Source organism: Allobosea sp. BE125 (assembly GCF_031456075.1).
GTDB lineage: Bacteria > Pseudomonadota > Alphaproteobacteria > Rhizobiales > Beijerinckiaceae > Allobosea.
Genome location: NZ_JAVDTY010000016.1, coordinates 1 through 15,233, shown reverse-complemented (window position 1 = coordinate 15,233; position 15,233 = coordinate 1). Strand labels below are relative to the sequence as shown.

At 65.2% G+C, this 15,233-nt stretch carries 14 protein-coding genes; 8 read left to right on the top strand and 6 right to left on the bottom strand.

Features of this window, described 5'->3' with window-relative positions; translation table 11 throughout:
* Positions 1–16: 16 nt before the first annotated feature.
* Both J2Y55_RS27250 and J2Y55_RS27245 read right to left on the bottom strand, forming a co-directional pair.
* Positions 17–934, bottom strand: a complete 918-nt coding sequence (locus J2Y55_RS27250) for an alpha/beta fold hydrolase (protein ID WP_310159673.1) — start codon at positions 932–934, stop codon at positions 17–19.
* A gap of 154 nt (positions 935–1,088) precedes the next feature.
* Complete coding sequence (locus J2Y55_RS27245; protein WP_310159670.1) at positions 1,089–1,706, bottom strand: TetR/AcrR family transcriptional regulator; 618 nt, start codon at positions 1,704–1,706, stop codon at positions 1,089–1,091.
* Positions 1,707–1,815: 109 nt separating this feature from the next.
* Between J2Y55_RS27245 and J2Y55_RS27240 the strand changes: the two genes are divergently transcribed.
* From J2Y55_RS27240 to J2Y55_RS27230, 3 genes are all read left to right on the top strand, one after another.
* A complete protein-coding gene (locus tag J2Y55_RS27240; protein WP_310159668.1) occupies positions 1,816–2,454 on the top strand; it encodes a class I SAM-dependent methyltransferase in 639 nt (212 codons plus the stop codon).
* Positions 2,451–3,494: an SDR family oxidoreductase gene (locus J2Y55_RS27235; RefSeq protein WP_310159665.1), complete on the top strand. Its 1,044-nt coding sequence runs from the start codon at positions 2,451–2,453 to the stop codon at positions 3,492–3,494. The genes J2Y55_RS27240 and J2Y55_RS27235 overlap by 4 nt, the downstream gene beginning before the upstream one ends.
* A 177-nt stretch (positions 3,495–3,671) precedes the next feature.
* Positions 3,672–4,574, top strand: coding sequence for a methylated-DNA--[protein]-cysteine S-methyltransferase (locus J2Y55_RS27230; protein WP_310159848.1), 903 nt, complete (start codon positions 3,672–3,674; stop codon positions 4,572–4,574).
* Between the two features lie 4 nt (positions 4,575–4,578).
* On the opposite strand, the gene J2Y55_RS27225 is transcribed toward J2Y55_RS27230, so the two are convergent.
* From J2Y55_RS27225 to J2Y55_RS27210, 4 genes are all read right to left on the bottom strand, one after another.
* The gene (locus J2Y55_RS27225) at positions 4,579–6,273 is read right to left on the bottom strand and encodes a hypothetical protein (protein ID WP_310159663.1); all 1,695 of its coding nucleotides are present in this window, start codon (positions 6,271–6,273) and stop codon (positions 4,579–4,581) included.
* Positions 6,274–6,480: 207 nt separating this feature from the next.
* Positions 6,481–7,491, bottom strand: coding sequence for a proline racemase family protein (locus tag J2Y55_RS27220; RefSeq protein ID WP_310159662.1), 1,011 nt, complete (start codon positions 7,489–7,491; stop codon positions 6,481–6,483).
* A gap of 206 nt (positions 7,492–7,697) precedes the next feature.
* Positions 7,698–8,642 carry a carbohydrate kinase family protein gene (locus J2Y55_RS27215; protein WP_310159660.1) on the bottom strand — a complete coding sequence of 315 codons (945 nt, stop codon included), beginning with the start codon at positions 8,640–8,642 and terminating at the stop codon, positions 7,698–7,700.
* Positions 8,639–9,814, bottom strand: coding sequence for a fumarylacetoacetate hydrolase family protein (locus tag J2Y55_RS27210; protein WP_310159659.1), 1,176 nt, complete (start codon positions 9,812–9,814; stop codon positions 8,639–8,641). The genes J2Y55_RS27215 and J2Y55_RS27210 overlap by 4 nt, the downstream gene beginning before the upstream one ends.
* Before the next feature lie 269 nt (positions 9,815–10,083).
* Here J2Y55_RS27210 and ugpB point away from each other — a divergent pair, with 269 nt between their 5' ends.
* The 5 genes from ugpB (at position 10,084) to J2Y55_RS27185 (ending at position 15,053) form a co-directional block, all read left to right on the top strand.
* Positions 10,084–11,406, top strand: a complete 1,323-nt coding sequence (gene ugpB, locus J2Y55_RS27205; RefSeq protein ID WP_310159658.1) for a sn-glycerol-3-phosphate ABC transporter substrate-binding protein UgpB — start codon at positions 10,084–10,086, stop codon at positions 11,404–11,406.
* A gap of 179 nt (positions 11,407–11,585) precedes the next feature.
* A complete protein-coding gene (gene ugpA, locus J2Y55_RS27200) occupies positions 11,586–12,467 on the top strand; it encodes a sn-glycerol-3-phosphate ABC transporter permease UgpA (protein ID WP_103717580.1) in 882 nt (293 codons plus the stop codon).
* Positions 12,468–12,580: 113 nt separating this feature from the next.
* A complete protein-coding gene (locus J2Y55_RS27195; RefSeq protein ID WP_310159657.1) occupies positions 12,581–13,024 on the top strand; it encodes a hypothetical protein in 444 nt (147 codons plus the stop codon).
* Positions 13,025–13,120: 96 nt separating this feature from the next.
* Positions 13,121–13,969, top strand: a complete 849-nt coding sequence (gene ugpE / locus J2Y55_RS27190) for a sn-glycerol-3-phosphate ABC transporter permease UgpE (protein WP_310159655.1) — start codon at positions 13,121–13,123, stop codon at positions 13,967–13,969.
* A 7-nt stretch (positions 13,970–13,976) separates the two neighbouring features.
* On the top strand, positions 13,977–15,053 hold the full coding sequence (locus J2Y55_RS27185; protein ID WP_310159652.1) for a sn-glycerol-3-phosphate import ATP-binding protein UgpC: 1,077 nt from the start codon (positions 13,977–13,979) through the stop codon (positions 15,051–15,053).
* Positions 15,054–15,233 lie beyond the last annotated feature (180 nt).

Genomic DNA, 15,233 nt, shown 5'->3' with positions numbered 1-15,233 from the left:
GTCAGGGCTTGCTCCGTCAGGGCTTGGCGTCGAGGAACGTCCGGACCAATTTGGTGGTCGCAGCCGGGTTCTCCTCCATGATCCAGTGTCCGGAATCGGGGACGATTGCGCCTTGAACATCGCTGGCAGCGAATTTCATCACCTCGGCCATGGTCAGCCCGAAGGATTTTTCGCCGCCCAGCGCCAATACGGGCATGGTCAGCTTGCCCGCTGCCAGGAAAGCCTTGTTGTCGATCGCATCCTGATCGAAGGCGGCGAACTGCGCGAAACCGGCATGCATCGCGCCCGGCCTGGCGTAAAGCGCGGCGTAGTGCCGGCGCGAGGCTTCGGTGAAGCGGCTCGGCGTGGCGGAGAACTCGTTCCAGAACCGGTCGAGATAGATGCGCTCGCGACCAGCGACGAGCCGCTCCATATCGGGCCCACCGAAGCGGAAATGCCAGAGCAGCGGGTTCTTGAGGATCTCTTCCCAGGGACCGACACCCGGCAAGGGTGCGTCGATCAAGACGAACTTCGTCACGCGGTCGCGGTGCAGGGCCGCGAAGGCGTAGCCGACCATATTGCCGATGTCGTGGGTGACCAGATCCGTCTTCCCGATCTTGAGCGCGTCGAGGACACCGGCAACGTCGCCGCCCTGTGTCTTCTTGTCGAAACCGCCCTTGGGCTTGGATGAGAGGCCCATGCCACGCAGGTCGGGAACGATGACGGTGTGGTCGCGGACGAGATCGGCCGCCAAGGGCGCCCACATATCGCCGGTCTCGCCATAGCCGTGCAACAGGACCACCGCCGGGCCCTTGCCGCCGATGCGGACATGAATCGTCGTGCCGTTGCTCGCGATCTCCTGGGTGCGGAAAGCCGGGGGGAAGGGAGCGACCTGCGCCGTTGCGGGCATTGCCAGCAAAACGATGCCCGCCATCGCGGCCAGAATGCGAAACATGTCGGTTCCTTCCAATGGCTGCGCCCCGAACGAACGCTCAAAACAGCTCACTGGGATAATGGCCCTGCCGCATCGTCAGGTATAGACGCCGAATAAGCGAAACCGGCTTTCGGAATGGGCGCAGAGCGGTAGCCGAAGCGGGTCCGACACGACCTCAGCCGTCACCTGCTTCGGGATCACCAGCGACGAGCTGCTGGAAGATCGGCGCCAGAATCTTCACCAGATCCGCCGGGTCGGCCTCGGCCAGGGCCGAGAGCCCGACCATCTGCCGCATGACCTGAAATCCGGCGACCAGGGAAAGCACCAGAGCGGCGCGCTGGGGCGCCAGCGCGCCGCGAAGGGCCGCCGCCAGCACTTTCTGATGGCCATTCTCGATCTGCTCGCGGCCGATTTCCGCCGCGCGCTGGCTCGAGGCCGAATGCAGCATGATCAGGAAACCCTCAAGCGGGGTGTCGCCCGATTTGGTGATGTCGACCAGGATCGCGGCGATGGTCTCGCCGAGCTTGGGAGATTTCAGGTTCTCCGCGGTCAGGATGGTCGGCGCCGCCATGGTCGCGGCGATGACCTCGGCGAAGAGCTGCTCCTTCGAGCCGAAATAGCGATTGACCAGCATCGCGGTCACGCCGGCTCCAGCCGCAATCTCCCTGACGCCCGCACCGTCATACCCGGCACGCGCAAAGGCTTGCCGTGCCGAGGCGAGGATCGCCTCGCGGGTCGCGGCGGCATTGCGGCGGCGCGCGGGGGTGGCCGCTTTCAGCTCGTTTCGAGTCATTTATCTACGCCTGTAGACTTTTGTTTCAAAGATAAGTATACACATGCAGACATCGTGACAATGCGGCCGAGCAAACCCACGCGCCGCAATTCCAGCCAGGGATCGAGCCGTGACGGCCGCATGCGCATATTCCGACTACCTTCAGTTCTTCCGATCATGGGCGTCCGACCCGTTGCGCGTTGCCTCGGTCGCGCCGTCGAGCCCCTCGCTCTCGCGCCTGATGACGGGCGAGATCAACCCAGGCGAAGGCCCCGTTCTTGAACTGGGGCCCGGCACCGGCGCGTTCACGCGAGCCTTGCTCCAGCGCGGCGTGCCCGAGAGCGACCTCACTCTCGTCGAGTATGGATCCGATTTCGCGCGCATCCTGCAGCATCGCTTCCCGCGAGCCAGGGTCTTGTGGATGGATGCCTCGCAGCTCGCGCAATACACGCTGTTCCCGCATGCCAATGTCGCTGCCGTCGTCAGCGGCTTGCCTTTGCTTTCAATGTCACCCCGCAAGGTGATGGCGATCCTCTCTGGAGCGTTCAGCTATCTTCGCCCCACCGGCTCCTTCTACCAGTTCACCTACGGCCCGCGCTGCCCGGTGCCACGCCCCATCCTGGATCGGCTGGGTCTCAAGGCCAGACGCGTCGGCGGAACCGTGCGCAACTTTCCGCCCGCCGCCGTATACAGCTTCAAACGACGCCAGCCGCTCGCAACGCTGCGCCGCTCACCGGGCGTCGCCATGCCTGATCAGGAGCTGCCATGACCGGGACGGTGCTCGTGACCGGCGGAACCGGCTTCGTCGCCGGCTGGTGCATCGCCGAACTCCTGCGCGGCGGTCATGCCGTGCGCACCACCTTGCGCAACGCCAACAAGGAAACCGCGCTGCGGATGGCAATCACCCCGGCTGGCGTCTGCGACCATGCATTGAGCGTCTTCATTGCCGACCTGACCAGGGATGAGGGCTGGGATGCCGCCATGGCAGGCTGCGACTACGTGCTCCATGTCGCTTCTCCTCTCGGCGGAGGCGATCCGACGAATCCAGACGCACTGATCACACCGGCCCGCGAGGGCACATTGCGGGTGCTGCGCGCCGCGACGAAGGCTGGCGTCAAACGCGTCGTGATGACGTCGGCGGCCGCTACGGCGAGGCCGCCGCTGAACGCGAACCGCACCAGCGACGAGACCATCTGGGCCGATCCGGCTGATCCGCAATTCGACGCCTATCGCCGCTCCAAGATATTGGCCGAGCGCGCCGCCTGGGATTTCATGGCGCAGACAGCCGGCCCGACCGAACTGACCACGATCCTGCCGGGTGCGGTGTTCGGTCCCGTTCTGGCGCGGGAGAATGCGGGCTCCGTCCAGATCATCCAGGGCCTGCTCGCGGGCCGCCCGTCGGCGCTTCCCAAGCTCGGCTTCTGGATCGTCGATGTCCGCGATCTGGCCGATCTCCATATCCGCGCCATGACCGCGCCCGAGGCCCGGGGCCAGCGCTTCATCGCGGCCAGCGACTTCATGTGGATGGAGGACATGGCCAAGACATTGCGCGCGGAGTTGGGCGACCGAGCCATCAAGGTGCCACACCGGGTGCTGCCGAATGTCGTCGTCAGATTGCTGCTGCCGTTCATGGCGCAATTGAGAAGCCTCGCTCCCCTGCTCGGACGCCGCTTCCCGCTGACCGCCGAGAAGGCGCGGCGGATGCTGGGCTTTTCTCCGCGTCCTGCGGCAGTGACCGTCATCGATTGCGCCATGAGCCTGCTCGATAACATGAGCTTGCTCGACGAGCGGCCGGTCTCGGCAGCCTGAAGAGTGCGGCCCGCTCCATCTTGCCAGCTTTCGGGTGGAGTCCGTCCCCTTGCATCCCTAGTTTCGCATCATGACATTCGATGCGAGGTTGATCCCATGACCGCTCATATCCAGAAGCTCGGTGCGATGACCCCGACACGCTTCACCAACGCCGTGCTGGCGCGCGCCACCGAGGCGATGCCGGCCGAGGCCGATTTTCCCTCGACTGCGCCAGGTTCCGATTACGACACGGTGCGCCGGATCCTGGCCTTCATCACCGAGAAATGGCGCGAGCAGCCGACGATCGAGGCGATCGCCGAGGCCGCCGGCGCGACGCCGACCGATGTCCACCATCTCTTCCGGCGCTGGTGCGGGCTCACCCCCAAGGCCTTTCTGCAGGCGATCACGCTCGACCATGCCAAGGGCCTGCTCGGCGCCTCCGCCAGCATCCTCGACACGGCCTACGAGGTCGGACTGTCCGGGCCGGGGCGGCTGCATGATCTCTTCGTCACCCATGAGGCGATGTCGCCGGGCGAATGGAAGGCCGGCGGCGGCGGCCTGCGATTGTCCTATGGCTTCCACGCCTCGCCGTTCGGCGAAGCGCTGATCGTCGCGACCGATCGCGGCTTGGCCGGGCTCGGCTGGGTCTCGACGTCAGTCGATGGCGGCAAGGTCGTCGGCGGGCGCGCCGAGGCGCTGGCGGACATGATGCGGCGCTGGCCCCATGCCGACTACCACTACGATCCGATGGCGACGAAGCCCTATGCGGGGCGCATCTTCGACCCCGCCGCCTGGTCGGCCGAGACGCCGCTGCGCGTCGTGCTGATCGGCACGGATTTCGAAGTCCGGGTCTGGGAGACCTTGCTCAGGATCCCGGTCGGCTGCGCCACCACCTATGGCGATGTCGCAAGCCATATCGGCAAGCCGAGCGCCGCGCGCGCCGTCGGCATGGCGGTCGGCAAGAACCCGATCTCCTTCGTCGTACCCTGCCATCGCGTGATCGGGAAATCCGGCGCGTTGACTGGCTATCACTGGGGCCTGACGCGCAAGCGCGCCATACTGGGCTGGGAAGCCGGGCAGACGGCGGGCGTCGCGGGCTGAGCCGCTACGGCTTCAGATACATGTCCCAGCAGGGCGCGAGCGCCACAAGCTTGCGCCCTTCCAGCGCCGCAGCGAAATGCGTCGCGATCGCCACACGCGCCGGCGTAGGCGGGCATTTCGGTGCGAGGATCGCATCCGTCGCCCGCAAGGCCTCCAGTGCCTCAGGCGTCACCCCCGGGTTGGTGCGGGTGGGATCGTTGCCGATCGGAACATGCCGCGGGGCGGTGCGGCCGAGCAGGTGATTGACCGGGTCGACGAAATCGAGCGTGAAGATGCCTTGGAGCCGGCGGCTATTGCTGGCCTCCCAGGCGCGAATGGCCGCGACGGCCTGCTGGATCTCCATCAGCCAGGTCGCCTGGTAGTCGATCTCCGAAAAGAGAATCGAGGTGGGCAAGACGCCCCGAAGCGTCAGGTCGCGATAGGTCTGCTGATGCGCCGCATAATGCTCCAGCATGTCGGTGCCGCGCTCGAGATATTCGGGCTTCAGGCTGACGCGGCCGAGCGGCCCGAGATCGGGCAAGGCAAGCTCGACATAGCTGGGCGCCCCCAGCAGCGCACGGGCGGCGCGCTCGACCACGATCACCACGCTAGGCAGCGTGACCGCGAGCGCCAGGAGCAGCACGATCGGCCTGAGCGCATCGCCCTGGCGCGCCCGCCATTGCACCAGCACCAGCAGCAGCACCGGCCAGAGCCCGATGAATTCGAGCGAGCCGGTATTCTGCGTTTCGAAGAAGGCCAGCGCCGCGAAGACGGCGATGAACCAGCCGAGCGGCGAGGTGACGACCGCGCATGCTCCGGCGAGGCTCGGCCGCGTCCCGTCACGCCAGGCCGCGACGAAAAGCGCACAGATCAGCGCCAGGCAGGGCCCGACGACATTGAACTTCACCGAGGCGACGGTGAGGAAACGCGGCAGCAAAGTGCCGGTGTTGAGCGAAATCAGGATCAGGATGTCGTGCAGATAGGCCCGCACGACCCCCGTCGCGAGATCGAGCAGGCCAAGCGCGACCAAGACCGCCGCAGCGGCGAGCAGAGCCTCGCGCAGGCGCAGGCGGCCGGCGATAAGCGCGTAGCCGACCAGCAGCGCGCCTGCGACCGCACCGGTGATCTTGACCAGGAACAGCGTCAGCATCAGCACTGCGACGAGGCCGGTCAGGAGCCTGCGATTCCCGACAAAAAGCAGCGTCGCCACCAGCAGATAGAGCAGCAAGGCGATATGGCGGTTGTAATGGCCGAAGCCGTCGAAGCCCGGCGCCGGATAGAGGCTGTGCAGATTGATCGGCAGCAGCGCGAAGAGCAGGAAGGGCAGGACCAGCGCCAGCGCCTGGTTCCGCGAGCGCCGCTGGACATCGACGACGAGGGCGGCAAGCACAGGCAACGCAACCGGCAGCAGCGCCCAGTTGACCAGCAGCATCGGCTGCGCCTGGGGAAACAGGGCGGCAAGCCCGGCCGCGAGATAATAGCCGAGCGGGCCAACCGGCGCGAAGAAGTCGTTGCTCGGCACCTGTCCGAGGCGGATGCGATGGATCGCGTCGAGATAGACGTCGGTGTCCCAGTAATTCGGGCCGAGCGGCAGGCGCAGCGGCAAGGCGAGACCGCACAGAACAAGCAGGAGGAAGACTGCAAGCCAGAAAATCGGCGCACCAAGCAGACGCGGCAGGGCTTTCTGTCTGTCTTCCGCCGTCACCGCGCCCGATGTCATCGCCCTCTCCCGCTGCAAAGCTGCGGGAGACTGCCAGAGAAATCTTACCCGAAGGCTTCCTTCCACCGAAGCGAGACGAAATACCGCGCCCTTTAATCGCCCTGCGCCAGAGCAACCTCCGATCCGTCCGGATCGTTCGATTGCTCTGGTTTTTGTCCTGACGCGTTTTCTTCACGCGAACCGGCACCCACGTCGCTCGAAAGCGCTCTAAATTTCTCCGAAGCGCGCCGGGAGCTCGAAACCCCAGCCGAGCGGGTCGTCGGCCTCGATGGTGAAGACCCCCTCGCCGGCGAAATAGCCGGTGCCGCCGACCGCGACCGTCACGGCGCCCGGCGCCGGATAATCGGCATGGCCGAGGACGCGCCCTGAGAACGTGCCGCCGGTGATGCTGCGGAAAAGCCGGGTCCGGCCAGTGCCAATCAGGCCCTTGGCATGGTCCAGCGCCATCCGGGCGGTAACGCCCGAGCCCGTCGGCGAGCGGTCGATCTGGCGCTCCGCGAAGACGCAGAGATTGAAGCTCGTCTCGTCCGACCCCGCCTCGTCGGTGACGATCGTGCCGTAGAGAAAGCCGAGATCGGGCTCGGTCGGATGCGCGATCGCCGGCCCCGCGCGGACAGCGTCGGTGAGCGCGGCGGCCGCCTCGACAATCCCCGCGACGGGTGTCTCGAACAGGTCGAGCCCAAGCCGAGAGGCCGGCAGGATGCAGTAGAAGGCGCCGCCATAGGCAATGTCGGTGGTGACCGGACCCAGACCCGGCACATCGACAACCCGGTCCCGAAGCTGGGCGAAGGCCGGCACGCTCTCGAAGGTCACGGTGCCGACCTTCCCGCTCCTGACTTCGCAGGCAAGCCTGACCAGCCCGCAGGGAGCCTCGATGGCGAAGCGCGTCACCGGCTCGACCGCCGGCACCAGCCCATGCTCGATCGCATAGCGGCCGAGCGCGATGGTCGCGTGACCGCACATGGTCGAATAGCCTTCATGATGCGTGAACAGCACGCCGAAGGCGGCATCTGGATGCGACGCCTTGACCGGGATGACGCCATACATGCCGGCATGGCCGCGCGGCTCCAGCATCATTGCGCGCCGCAGGTTGTCATGTTGCTCGCGGGCTTGCCTGCGCTTGTCGAGGATGGTGGCGCCCGTCAGCTCGGGATAGCCAGCAGTGACGATGCGGACCGGCTCACCGCAGGTGTGGTAGTCGAGATAGCTCAGGCGCATCGGGATATGTTTCCTTCGATCGATCTCACGCTAGGTTGAAGCGCATCGATTTGGCATAAGAACGCGCCGTCATCCCGGACAAGCCGCGAAGCGGCGCCTACCCGGGATCCATGCCTGAACCGCATCAGGAACGGTTCCGGCATGGATCCCGGGTCTCCCTGCGGTCGCTCGGAATGACGGCGCGTTTCGTTGAAAGACAATTTGGCCTACGTCGCCTTGCGGCGAGGCGGATCGCATCCAGGTCTCGTACAGCTGTCGGCGGCAACATCGCAGGCGAAAGCCAGAGCGGCCTGGAGATCGCCGCGTGTCGCCGACGCAAGATTTTGCCCGAGCAGACCGCGTGTTGCCAAGACGGCCAGGACGCCGCCGATGAAGGTGTCACCGGCTCCGACCGTATCGACCACGTCAACGGATGGCGCGGCGCTCTCGATCAGGCCCTCGGCACTGTGGCAGGACGCGCCCTGCCCGCCGCGTGTCACCAGCACGCATGCCGCACCAAGTCCACTCGCGCCAAGTCCACGCCAATGCGCCACGACCTTCTCGGCCGACCAGTCGGGGTGCAGCCAGGCGAGATCGTCCAGACTCACCTTGACGATGTCTGCGAGCGCGATGCGCTGTTCAATCAACGCCGTCGCAACCGCCCGCTCGGGCAGCACCGCGGCGCGGATGTTGACGTCGTAGCTGATGCTCGCGCCCTGCGCCTTCGCGCTCTCGATCAACGCCAACGTCGCCGCGCCGGACGGGCCGACGGTCGCGCCAAAGGAGGTGGCGTGGAGGTGGATGACGCCGGGAGGACAGGAGCGTGGCGTCCCTTCCGGCTCCGCATGAGCCGTGCCGTCGAGATAAAGCCCGAATTCAGGAACGCCTCCGGGTCCGAGCGGAGCAACGACAGCGATGGCGCTTGGACGCGCGCTGTCATGAACCAGGCCGGCATCAATGCCCTCGGTGGCAAGGGCCGTGCGAAAGCGCCGGCCAAGCGCATCGGTCGAGAGCGCTCCGGCATAGGCAACGCTCGCACCGAAGCGGGCGAGCGCCAGCGCGGCGTTGAAGCCGGAGCCGCCGAGCACCGCCTCGTAATGCCGGCCCTCGCCGTCACGCGGGATGAAGTCGCCGATCGCCTCGCCGGTGACGAGGATCGTCGCTTGCGTCACAGCAGCCCGCGCTTGGCCAGGCTGCGCATCAGATGCGAGGCGCCGAAGGTCCAGGGTTCGCACTCATCGGTACGGCGCATGCGGTTGACCAGCGCGCCTAGCTCGGGCGCGGCGATGGTGACGATGTCGCCGTATTTATGGGTGAAGCCGCCGCCCACCGTGTCGCGATCCTTGATCGGCGCGAACATGGTGCCGAGATAGAGCGCAGCCCCGTCCGGATATTGATGGTGCGGCCCGAGCATCTGCTTGGCGAGGTCGGCCGGATCGCGGCTGATTTTCGCGATCGAGGACGAGCCTTCCAGCGTGAAGCCGTCCTCGCCCTTGACCGTCAGCGAGACGGTGGTCTTGCGGACATGATCGAGCGAGAAACCGGCGTCGAAGAGGCGGATGAAAGGGCCCACCGCCGCTGCCGCATTGTTGTCCTTGGCCTTGCCGAGCAGCAGCGCCGAGCGGCCCTCGACATCGCGCAGATTGACGTCGTTGCCGAGCGTCGCGCCGACGATCGCGCCGGTCGAGGCGACGATCAGCACGATCTCCGGCTCGGGGTTGTTCCAGGTCGAGGCGGGGTGGAGGCCGGCGTCGAAGCCGGTGCCGACCGAGGACATCGGCGGCGCCTTGGTGAAGATCTCGGCGTCCGGCCCGATGCCGACCTCGAGATACTGGCTCCAGGCGCCCTGCTTGATCAGCACCTCCTTGAGATGCATCGCTTCGGGTGAGCCGGGCTTGAGCTTGGAGAGATCGTCGCCGATGAGCTTGCCGATCTCCTCGCGGATAGCCACCGCAGCGGCCGGGTTGCCGCGCGCCTTCTCCTCGATCACACGCTCCAGCATCGAGACCGCGAAGGTGACGCCGGCCGCCTTCACGGCCTGAAGGTCGAGCGGCGAGAGCAGCCAGGGCTTTGACGGGTTACGCCCGTCGATCGGCGTGTTCGCCAGGATCTCGGCAAGCGAGCCGACCGCCTCCCCCTTCGCGGCCTTCAATGCAGCGGCGGGTTCGGGCGCCTCGCAGAGATCGCGCATGGTCGGGAAGGCGCGCGTGACATCGACGAGCTCTCCCTCCCGCAGGACCACGACCGCAGGCCCGGCGACAGCCGGCAGCCAGGCGCGACCGACGAGCGCGGCGGTTGCGGCATCGGCCGGCAGCGTATTCTCGGGGGTCAAAGCGAGTGTCATCGTGATGTTCCATCGGCACGGTAGAGTGGGGTGCGGAGAACAGCCGCTTCCGGCCATTTGCGCAAGCCCTACCCTGCGCATGGGCCCTCATCCCAGGGATGCGCGCCAGCAAGATTGCGAGCGGTCAAGACTGGGGAAACCGCCGAGCAGCCCCTTGGCGAGCGTCATCCTTTTGTCGTTGAAACGTCACCTGCGCTTCATGCTAGCTTGCGCACCAACGACAAGAGCCGCCATGCCGCGCGCAAGGGTGGATAAGGGAGACGACATCTATGACAGTGAAATCGACGATCCTGATCTCGGCCGCCGCTTTCGTGCTTGCGGGCGCAGCTCCTGCCCTGGCGCAGACCGAGATCCAGTGGTGGCATGCACTGACCGGCGCCAATAACGACGTGGTGGTGAAGCTCGCCGAGGATTTCAACGCCTCGCAGAAGGACTACAAGGTCGTCCCCGCCTATAAGGGCTCCTATCCCGACACGCTGAATGCCGGCATCGCCGCCTTCCGCGCCGGCACCGCGCCGCATATCCTGCAGGTCTTCGAGGTCGGCACCGGCACGATGATGTCGGCCAAGGGCGCGATCAAGCCCGTCTTCGAATTGATGAAGGAAGCCGGCGAAACATTCGATCCGAAGGCCTATCTGCCTGCGATCACCGGCTATTACTCGACGGCCAAGGGCGACATGCTCTCGATGCCGTTCAACTCGTCCTCGATGGTGATGTGGTACAACAAGGACGCCTTCAAGAAGGCGGGCCTGAACCCCGACGCGCCGCCCAAGACCTGGCCCGAGGTGTTCGAGGCCGGCAAGAAACTGAAGGCCGCCGGCTGGGATAAATGCGGCTTCACCAATGCCTGGGCGACCTGGGCCAACATCGAGCAGTTCGGCGCCTGGCACAACATCCCGATCGCCACCAAGGCCAATGGGCTCGACGGCTTCGACTCCGTGCTGAACTTCAACAGCCCGCTTTTCGTCAAGCACCTGACCAATCTGGTCGAGCTGCAGAAGGACAAGACCTACGATTATTCCGGCCGCACCAATAATGGCGAAGGCCGCTTCACCTCGGGCGAATGCCCGATCATGCTGACCTCCTCGGGCTTCTTCGGCAACGTCAAGGCGAACGCCAAGTTCGACTGGGCCAATGCGCCGATGCCCTATTACCCCGAAGCCACGGGCGCGCCGCAGAACTCGATCATCGGCGGCGCTTCGCTATGGGTGATGGGCGGCAAGAAGGCCGACGAATACAAGGGCGTCGCCAAGTTCTTCACCTTCCTGTCGGATGTCGACCGCCAGGTGAAGCTGCACACCGAGTCCGGCTATCTGCCGATCACCAAGGCGGCCTATGAGAAGGTCAAGGCGTCCGGCTTCTACAAGGACAAGCCCTATCTCGAGACGCCGATCCTGGAGCTGACCAACAAGGAGCCGACCGAGAATTCGCGCGGCCTGCGCTTCGGCAGCCTGGTCCAGATCCGCGACATCTGGTCGGAGGAGATCGAAGCGGCGCTGAACGGGCAGAAGACGCCGAAGGCGGCGCTGGACGCAGCCGTCGAGCGCGGCAACCAGATGCTGCGCCAGTTCGAGCGCACCGCGGCGCGTTGAGTCGTGTTCTAACAACCTCGCCGTCATCCTGGGCGACCGCAGGTCGTCCCGGGATCCATCGCAAAGCTCAGTGCACTACGATGGATCCCGGCGCTCCGCTTCGCTACGGCCAGGATGACGGCGCGGATATACGATCAGTTTGATCTCGTTTCTGACGACATTCTCGAGACAGCGACGCAATGCAGAAGAACGCCTATTTCAGCGGCCTGACGATCCCGGTCCTGCTGCTCGCGCCGCAGCTGGTGATCACCGTGCTGTTCTTCTACTGGCCGGCGAGCCAGGCGGTCTGGCAGAGCTTCCTGCTTCAGGACGCCTTCGGCACCTCGACCGAATTCGTCTGGTTCGAGAACTATCGCGATCTGTTCGCCGATCCCGGCTACTACAAGGCGCTGATCAACACCGCGATCTTCTCCTCCTTCGTCTGCGTGCTCTCGCTGTCGATCGCATTGCTCTTCGCCGTGATGGCCGACCGGCAGATCAGGGGCGCCGAGATCTACAAGACGTTGCTGATCTGGCCCTATGCGGTCGCGCCGGCTGTCGCCGGCGTACTCTGGATCTTCATGTTCGATCCCTCGCTGGGCATGCTGGCGCGGGGCCTCAACAGTCTCGGCATAGCCTGGAACCCGCGCCTCAACGGCAATGATGCGATGACGCTGGTGATCCTGGCCGCGACCTGGAAGCAGATCAGCTACAATTTCCTGTTCTTCCTCGCCGGGCTGCAATCGATCCCCAAAAGCGTGATCGAGGCCGCCGTGATCGACGGGGCCAAGCCGATGCGCCGCTTCTGGACGATCATCTTCCCGCTGCTCTCGCCGACGACCTTCTTCCTGCTCACCGTCAACATCGTCTACGTCTTCTTCGACACCTTCGGCATCATCGACACGATCTCCGGCGGCGGGCCTTCCGGGGCGACGGAGACGCTGGTCTACAAGGTCTATTCCGACGGCAAGGGCGGTTCGAATCTGGGCGGCTCGGCGGCGCAATCGGTCGTCCTGCTGATCATGGTGATCGGCATGACGGCGATCCAGTTCCGCTTCATCGAGCGCAAGGTGAGCTATTGATGCGCCGGCGCCTCGCATGGCTTTTGTCCGTCGGGCTTGTGTCGGCAGCGACAGCCCTGATCGCGGCTGCTCATGCGCAGGCCCTTCAAACTGCGCCTGCATCGCCTGCCCGCATGATCGACACCTGGCCTGGCATCGTCCTGTTCTGCATGCCCTCGCGCCAGGAATGGGGTGCGACAGCATGCGGCGTCGCCTCCCGAGAGGCCGAACGGCAAGCCGCAGCAGCCTCGATCAAGCTCATCGCTGTGAGCGCGGCGGAGGCCGGTCTTTCCGAGGGGCCCAACAGCGCAACACCCTCCTTCGTCTGGCCGCAGGCGCTGCGGCTCTTCCTGCAGTTTCACCCCGTCGGAGACGGTTCGAAACGATGGCGGCTGTCGACGAAGGCCTATGAACTCACGGCGCCCGCGCCGGGGCAGGCCGGGCAGACACCGAAATGGCATTATGTCTACGACCATTTCTCGGTCCTGGACGAGGGCAAGGAGATCCGCGCGACGGAGGAGGCCGCGCCTCCGTTGCTCGAACGGTTCTTTTCCACCGTGACGAAACCACGGAGCTGAGCGCGTGATCGGATCCATCGAAAAAGGCGAAGCCATGGCGAACGCCTGCGTCGAAGCCTTGGCGCAATGGCTTCGCAAGACAGAGGTATGGGCCTGATGGTCGAAGACCGCCGCCTGGGCGATGCTATCGCCTATATCATCCTGACGATTGGGGTTCTGATCGTCGCCTTCCCGGTCTGGCTGACCTTCGTCGCCTCGACCTGGGACGCCTCGACCATCATCAACGGCAAGCTGCCGCTCTGGCCGGGGCCGCATTTCCTGGAGAACTACCACCGCATCCTGTTCGTCGGCACCTCGGGCACGACGCGCGAGCCGGTCGCCGGGATGATGCTGAACTCCTTCATCATGGCGATGGCGATCGCGCTCGGGAAGATCTTCATCTCGGTGCTCTCGGCCTATGCCATCGTCTATTACCGCTTCCCGTTCCGGATGGCGGCGTTCTGGATCATCTTCATCACGCTGATGCTGCCGGTCGAGGTGCGCATCTTCCCGACCTTCAAGGTCGTCTCCGACCTCAACATGCTCGACAGCTATCAGGGCCTCGCCATACCGCTGATCGCCTCGGCCACCGGCACGCTGCTATTCCGCCAGTTCTTCATGACGATCCCCGACGAATTGCTCGAAGCCTCCCGGATCGACAATGCCGGGCCGTTCCGCTTCTTCAAGGACACGGTGATCCCGCTCTCGATGACGACGATCGCGGCCTTGTTCGTGATCCAGTTCATCTATGGCTGGAACCAGTATCTCTGGCCGCTCCTGGTGACGACGAAGGACTCGATGCAAACCATCGTCATCGGCATCAAGAAAATGATCGTCACCTCCGACGCGCTCACCGAATGGCAGCTCGCCATGGCCACCGCCATGCTGGCGATGCTGCCGCCAGTGCTCGTCGTCATCCTGATGCAGAGGCTCTTCGTGAAGGGCCTGGTCGAAACCGAGAAGTAGCCCAAGAATGGCCCAGGTCACCCTTACCAACGTCAAAAAAGTCTATTTCGGCGGCGTCGAAGCCGTGAAGGGCGTGTCCTTCGACATTCCCGATGGCGGCTTCTGCGTGCTCGTCGGCCCGTCCGGCTGCGGCAAGTCCACATTGCTGCGCATGGTCGCGGGGCTGGAGACGATCTCGTCGGGCGAGGTCACCATCGGCAATCGCGTCGTCAACCAGATCGGCCCGGCCGAGCGCGACATCGCCATGGTGTTCCAGAACTACGCGCTCTATCCGCATATGAGCGTCTACGACAACATGGCCTATGGCCTGCGCAATCTCGGCACGCCCAAGGATGAGATCGACGCCCGCGTGAAGGAGGCCGCGCGCATCCTCGCGATCGAGGCGCTGCTCGAGCGGCGTCCCAAGCAGCTCTCGGGCGGCCAGCGCCAGCGCGTCGCCATGGGCCGCGCCATCGTGCGCAAGCCGCAGGTCTTCCTGTTCGACGAGCCGCTCTCCAACCTCGACGCCAAATTGCGCGTGCAGATGCGCGTCGAGATCAAGAAGCTGCAGCGCGCGCTCGGCGTCACCGCGATCTACGTCACCCATGACCAGGTCGAGGCGATGACGCTCTCGGACAAGCTCGTGGTGATGAATGGCGGCCAGGTCGAGCAGATCGGCCTGCCAGCCGAGGTCTACAAGAAGCCCGCCAGCAAATTCGTCGCGACCTTCATCGGCTCGCCGCCGATGAACATCCTGCCTGGAACGATCGACGGGCCCGGCATCGTGGCGCTCGGCGAGGCGATTTTGGAGGCGCGCGACCTGCGCGAGGATCTGGCGGCCGGTTCTCCCGTCGAGGTCGGCCTGCGGCCCGAGGATGTCGAGATCGCAGGGGAAGGCGAAGCCGGCTCATTGCCCTTCGATGTCGAGTTCATCGAGGAGTTGGGGGCGACACAGCTCTTCCACGGCAAGCTCGCCGGCCTGCCCTTCGTGATGCAGGCGGCAACCGATGTGGTTTCGGCACAATCCGGCCGGCTCTGGATCACGGTCAATCCGGACAGGGTGCATGTCTTCGACGTGAAGACGGGTGGCCGGCTGGGGCGGTAGGCGCTGAGTCCCTCCTTGCTCCCGGACGTTTCGGAAAGAGGCTCCGAAAACCCTTCTCCCCTCGCGGGAGAAGGTGGCTCGGCGCAGCCGAGACGGATGAGCGGCTGTGTTGTTGGTCAAGGGTTTTGTGTTCGCCAGGGGGTGTTGTCTCTGACGATTGCGTTGAGGGTTGTGAGCAGC

Excerpts from the sequence above, each read along its gene's own strand:
- ugpB (WP_310159658.1), top strand. The coding sequence starts at position 10,084 with ATGACAGTGAAATCGACGATCCTGATCTCGGCCGCCGCTTTCGTGCTT.
- J2Y55_RS27230 (WP_310159848.1), top strand. The coding sequence starts at position 3,672 with ATGCCGGCCGAGGCCGATTTTCCCTCGACTGCGCCAGGTTCCGATTAC.
- J2Y55_RS27235 (WP_310159665.1), top strand. The coding sequence starts at position 2,451 with ATGACCGGGACGGTGCTCGTGACCGGCGGAACCGGCTTCGTCGCCGGC.
- J2Y55_RS27210 (WP_310159659.1), bottom strand. The coding sequence starts at position 9,814 with ATGACACTCGCTTTGACCCCCGAGAATACGCTGCCGGCCGATGCCGCA.
- J2Y55_RS27225 (WP_310159663.1), bottom strand. The coding sequence starts at position 6,273 with ATGACATCGGGCGCGGTGACGGCGGAAGACAGACAGAAAGCCCTGCCG.
- ugpA (WP_103717580.1), top strand. The coding sequence starts at position 11,586 with ATGCAGAAGAACGCCTATTTCAGCGGCCTGACGATCCCGGTCCTGCTG.
- ugpE (WP_310159655.1), top strand. The coding sequence starts at position 13,121 with ATGGTCGAAGACCGCCGCCTGGGCGATGCTATCGCCTATATCATCCTG.
- J2Y55_RS27185 (WP_310159652.1), top strand. The coding sequence starts at position 13,977 with ATGGCCCAGGTCACCCTTACCAACGTCAAAAAAGTCTATTTCGGCGGC.
- J2Y55_RS27250 (WP_310159673.1), bottom strand. The coding sequence starts at position 934 with ATGTTTCGCATTCTGGCCGCGATGGCGGGCATCGTTTTGCTGGCAATG.
- J2Y55_RS27245 (WP_310159670.1), bottom strand. The coding sequence starts at position 1,706 with ATGACTCGAAACGAGCTGAAAGCGGCCACCCCCGCGCGCCGCCGCAAT.
- J2Y55_RS27220 (WP_310159662.1), bottom strand. The coding sequence starts at position 7,491 with ATGCGCCTGAGCTATCTCGACTACCACACCTGCGGTGAGCCGGTCCGC.
- J2Y55_RS27195 (WP_310159657.1), top strand. The coding sequence starts at position 12,581 with ATGATCGACACCTGGCCTGGCATCGTCCTGTTCTGCATGCCCTCGCGC.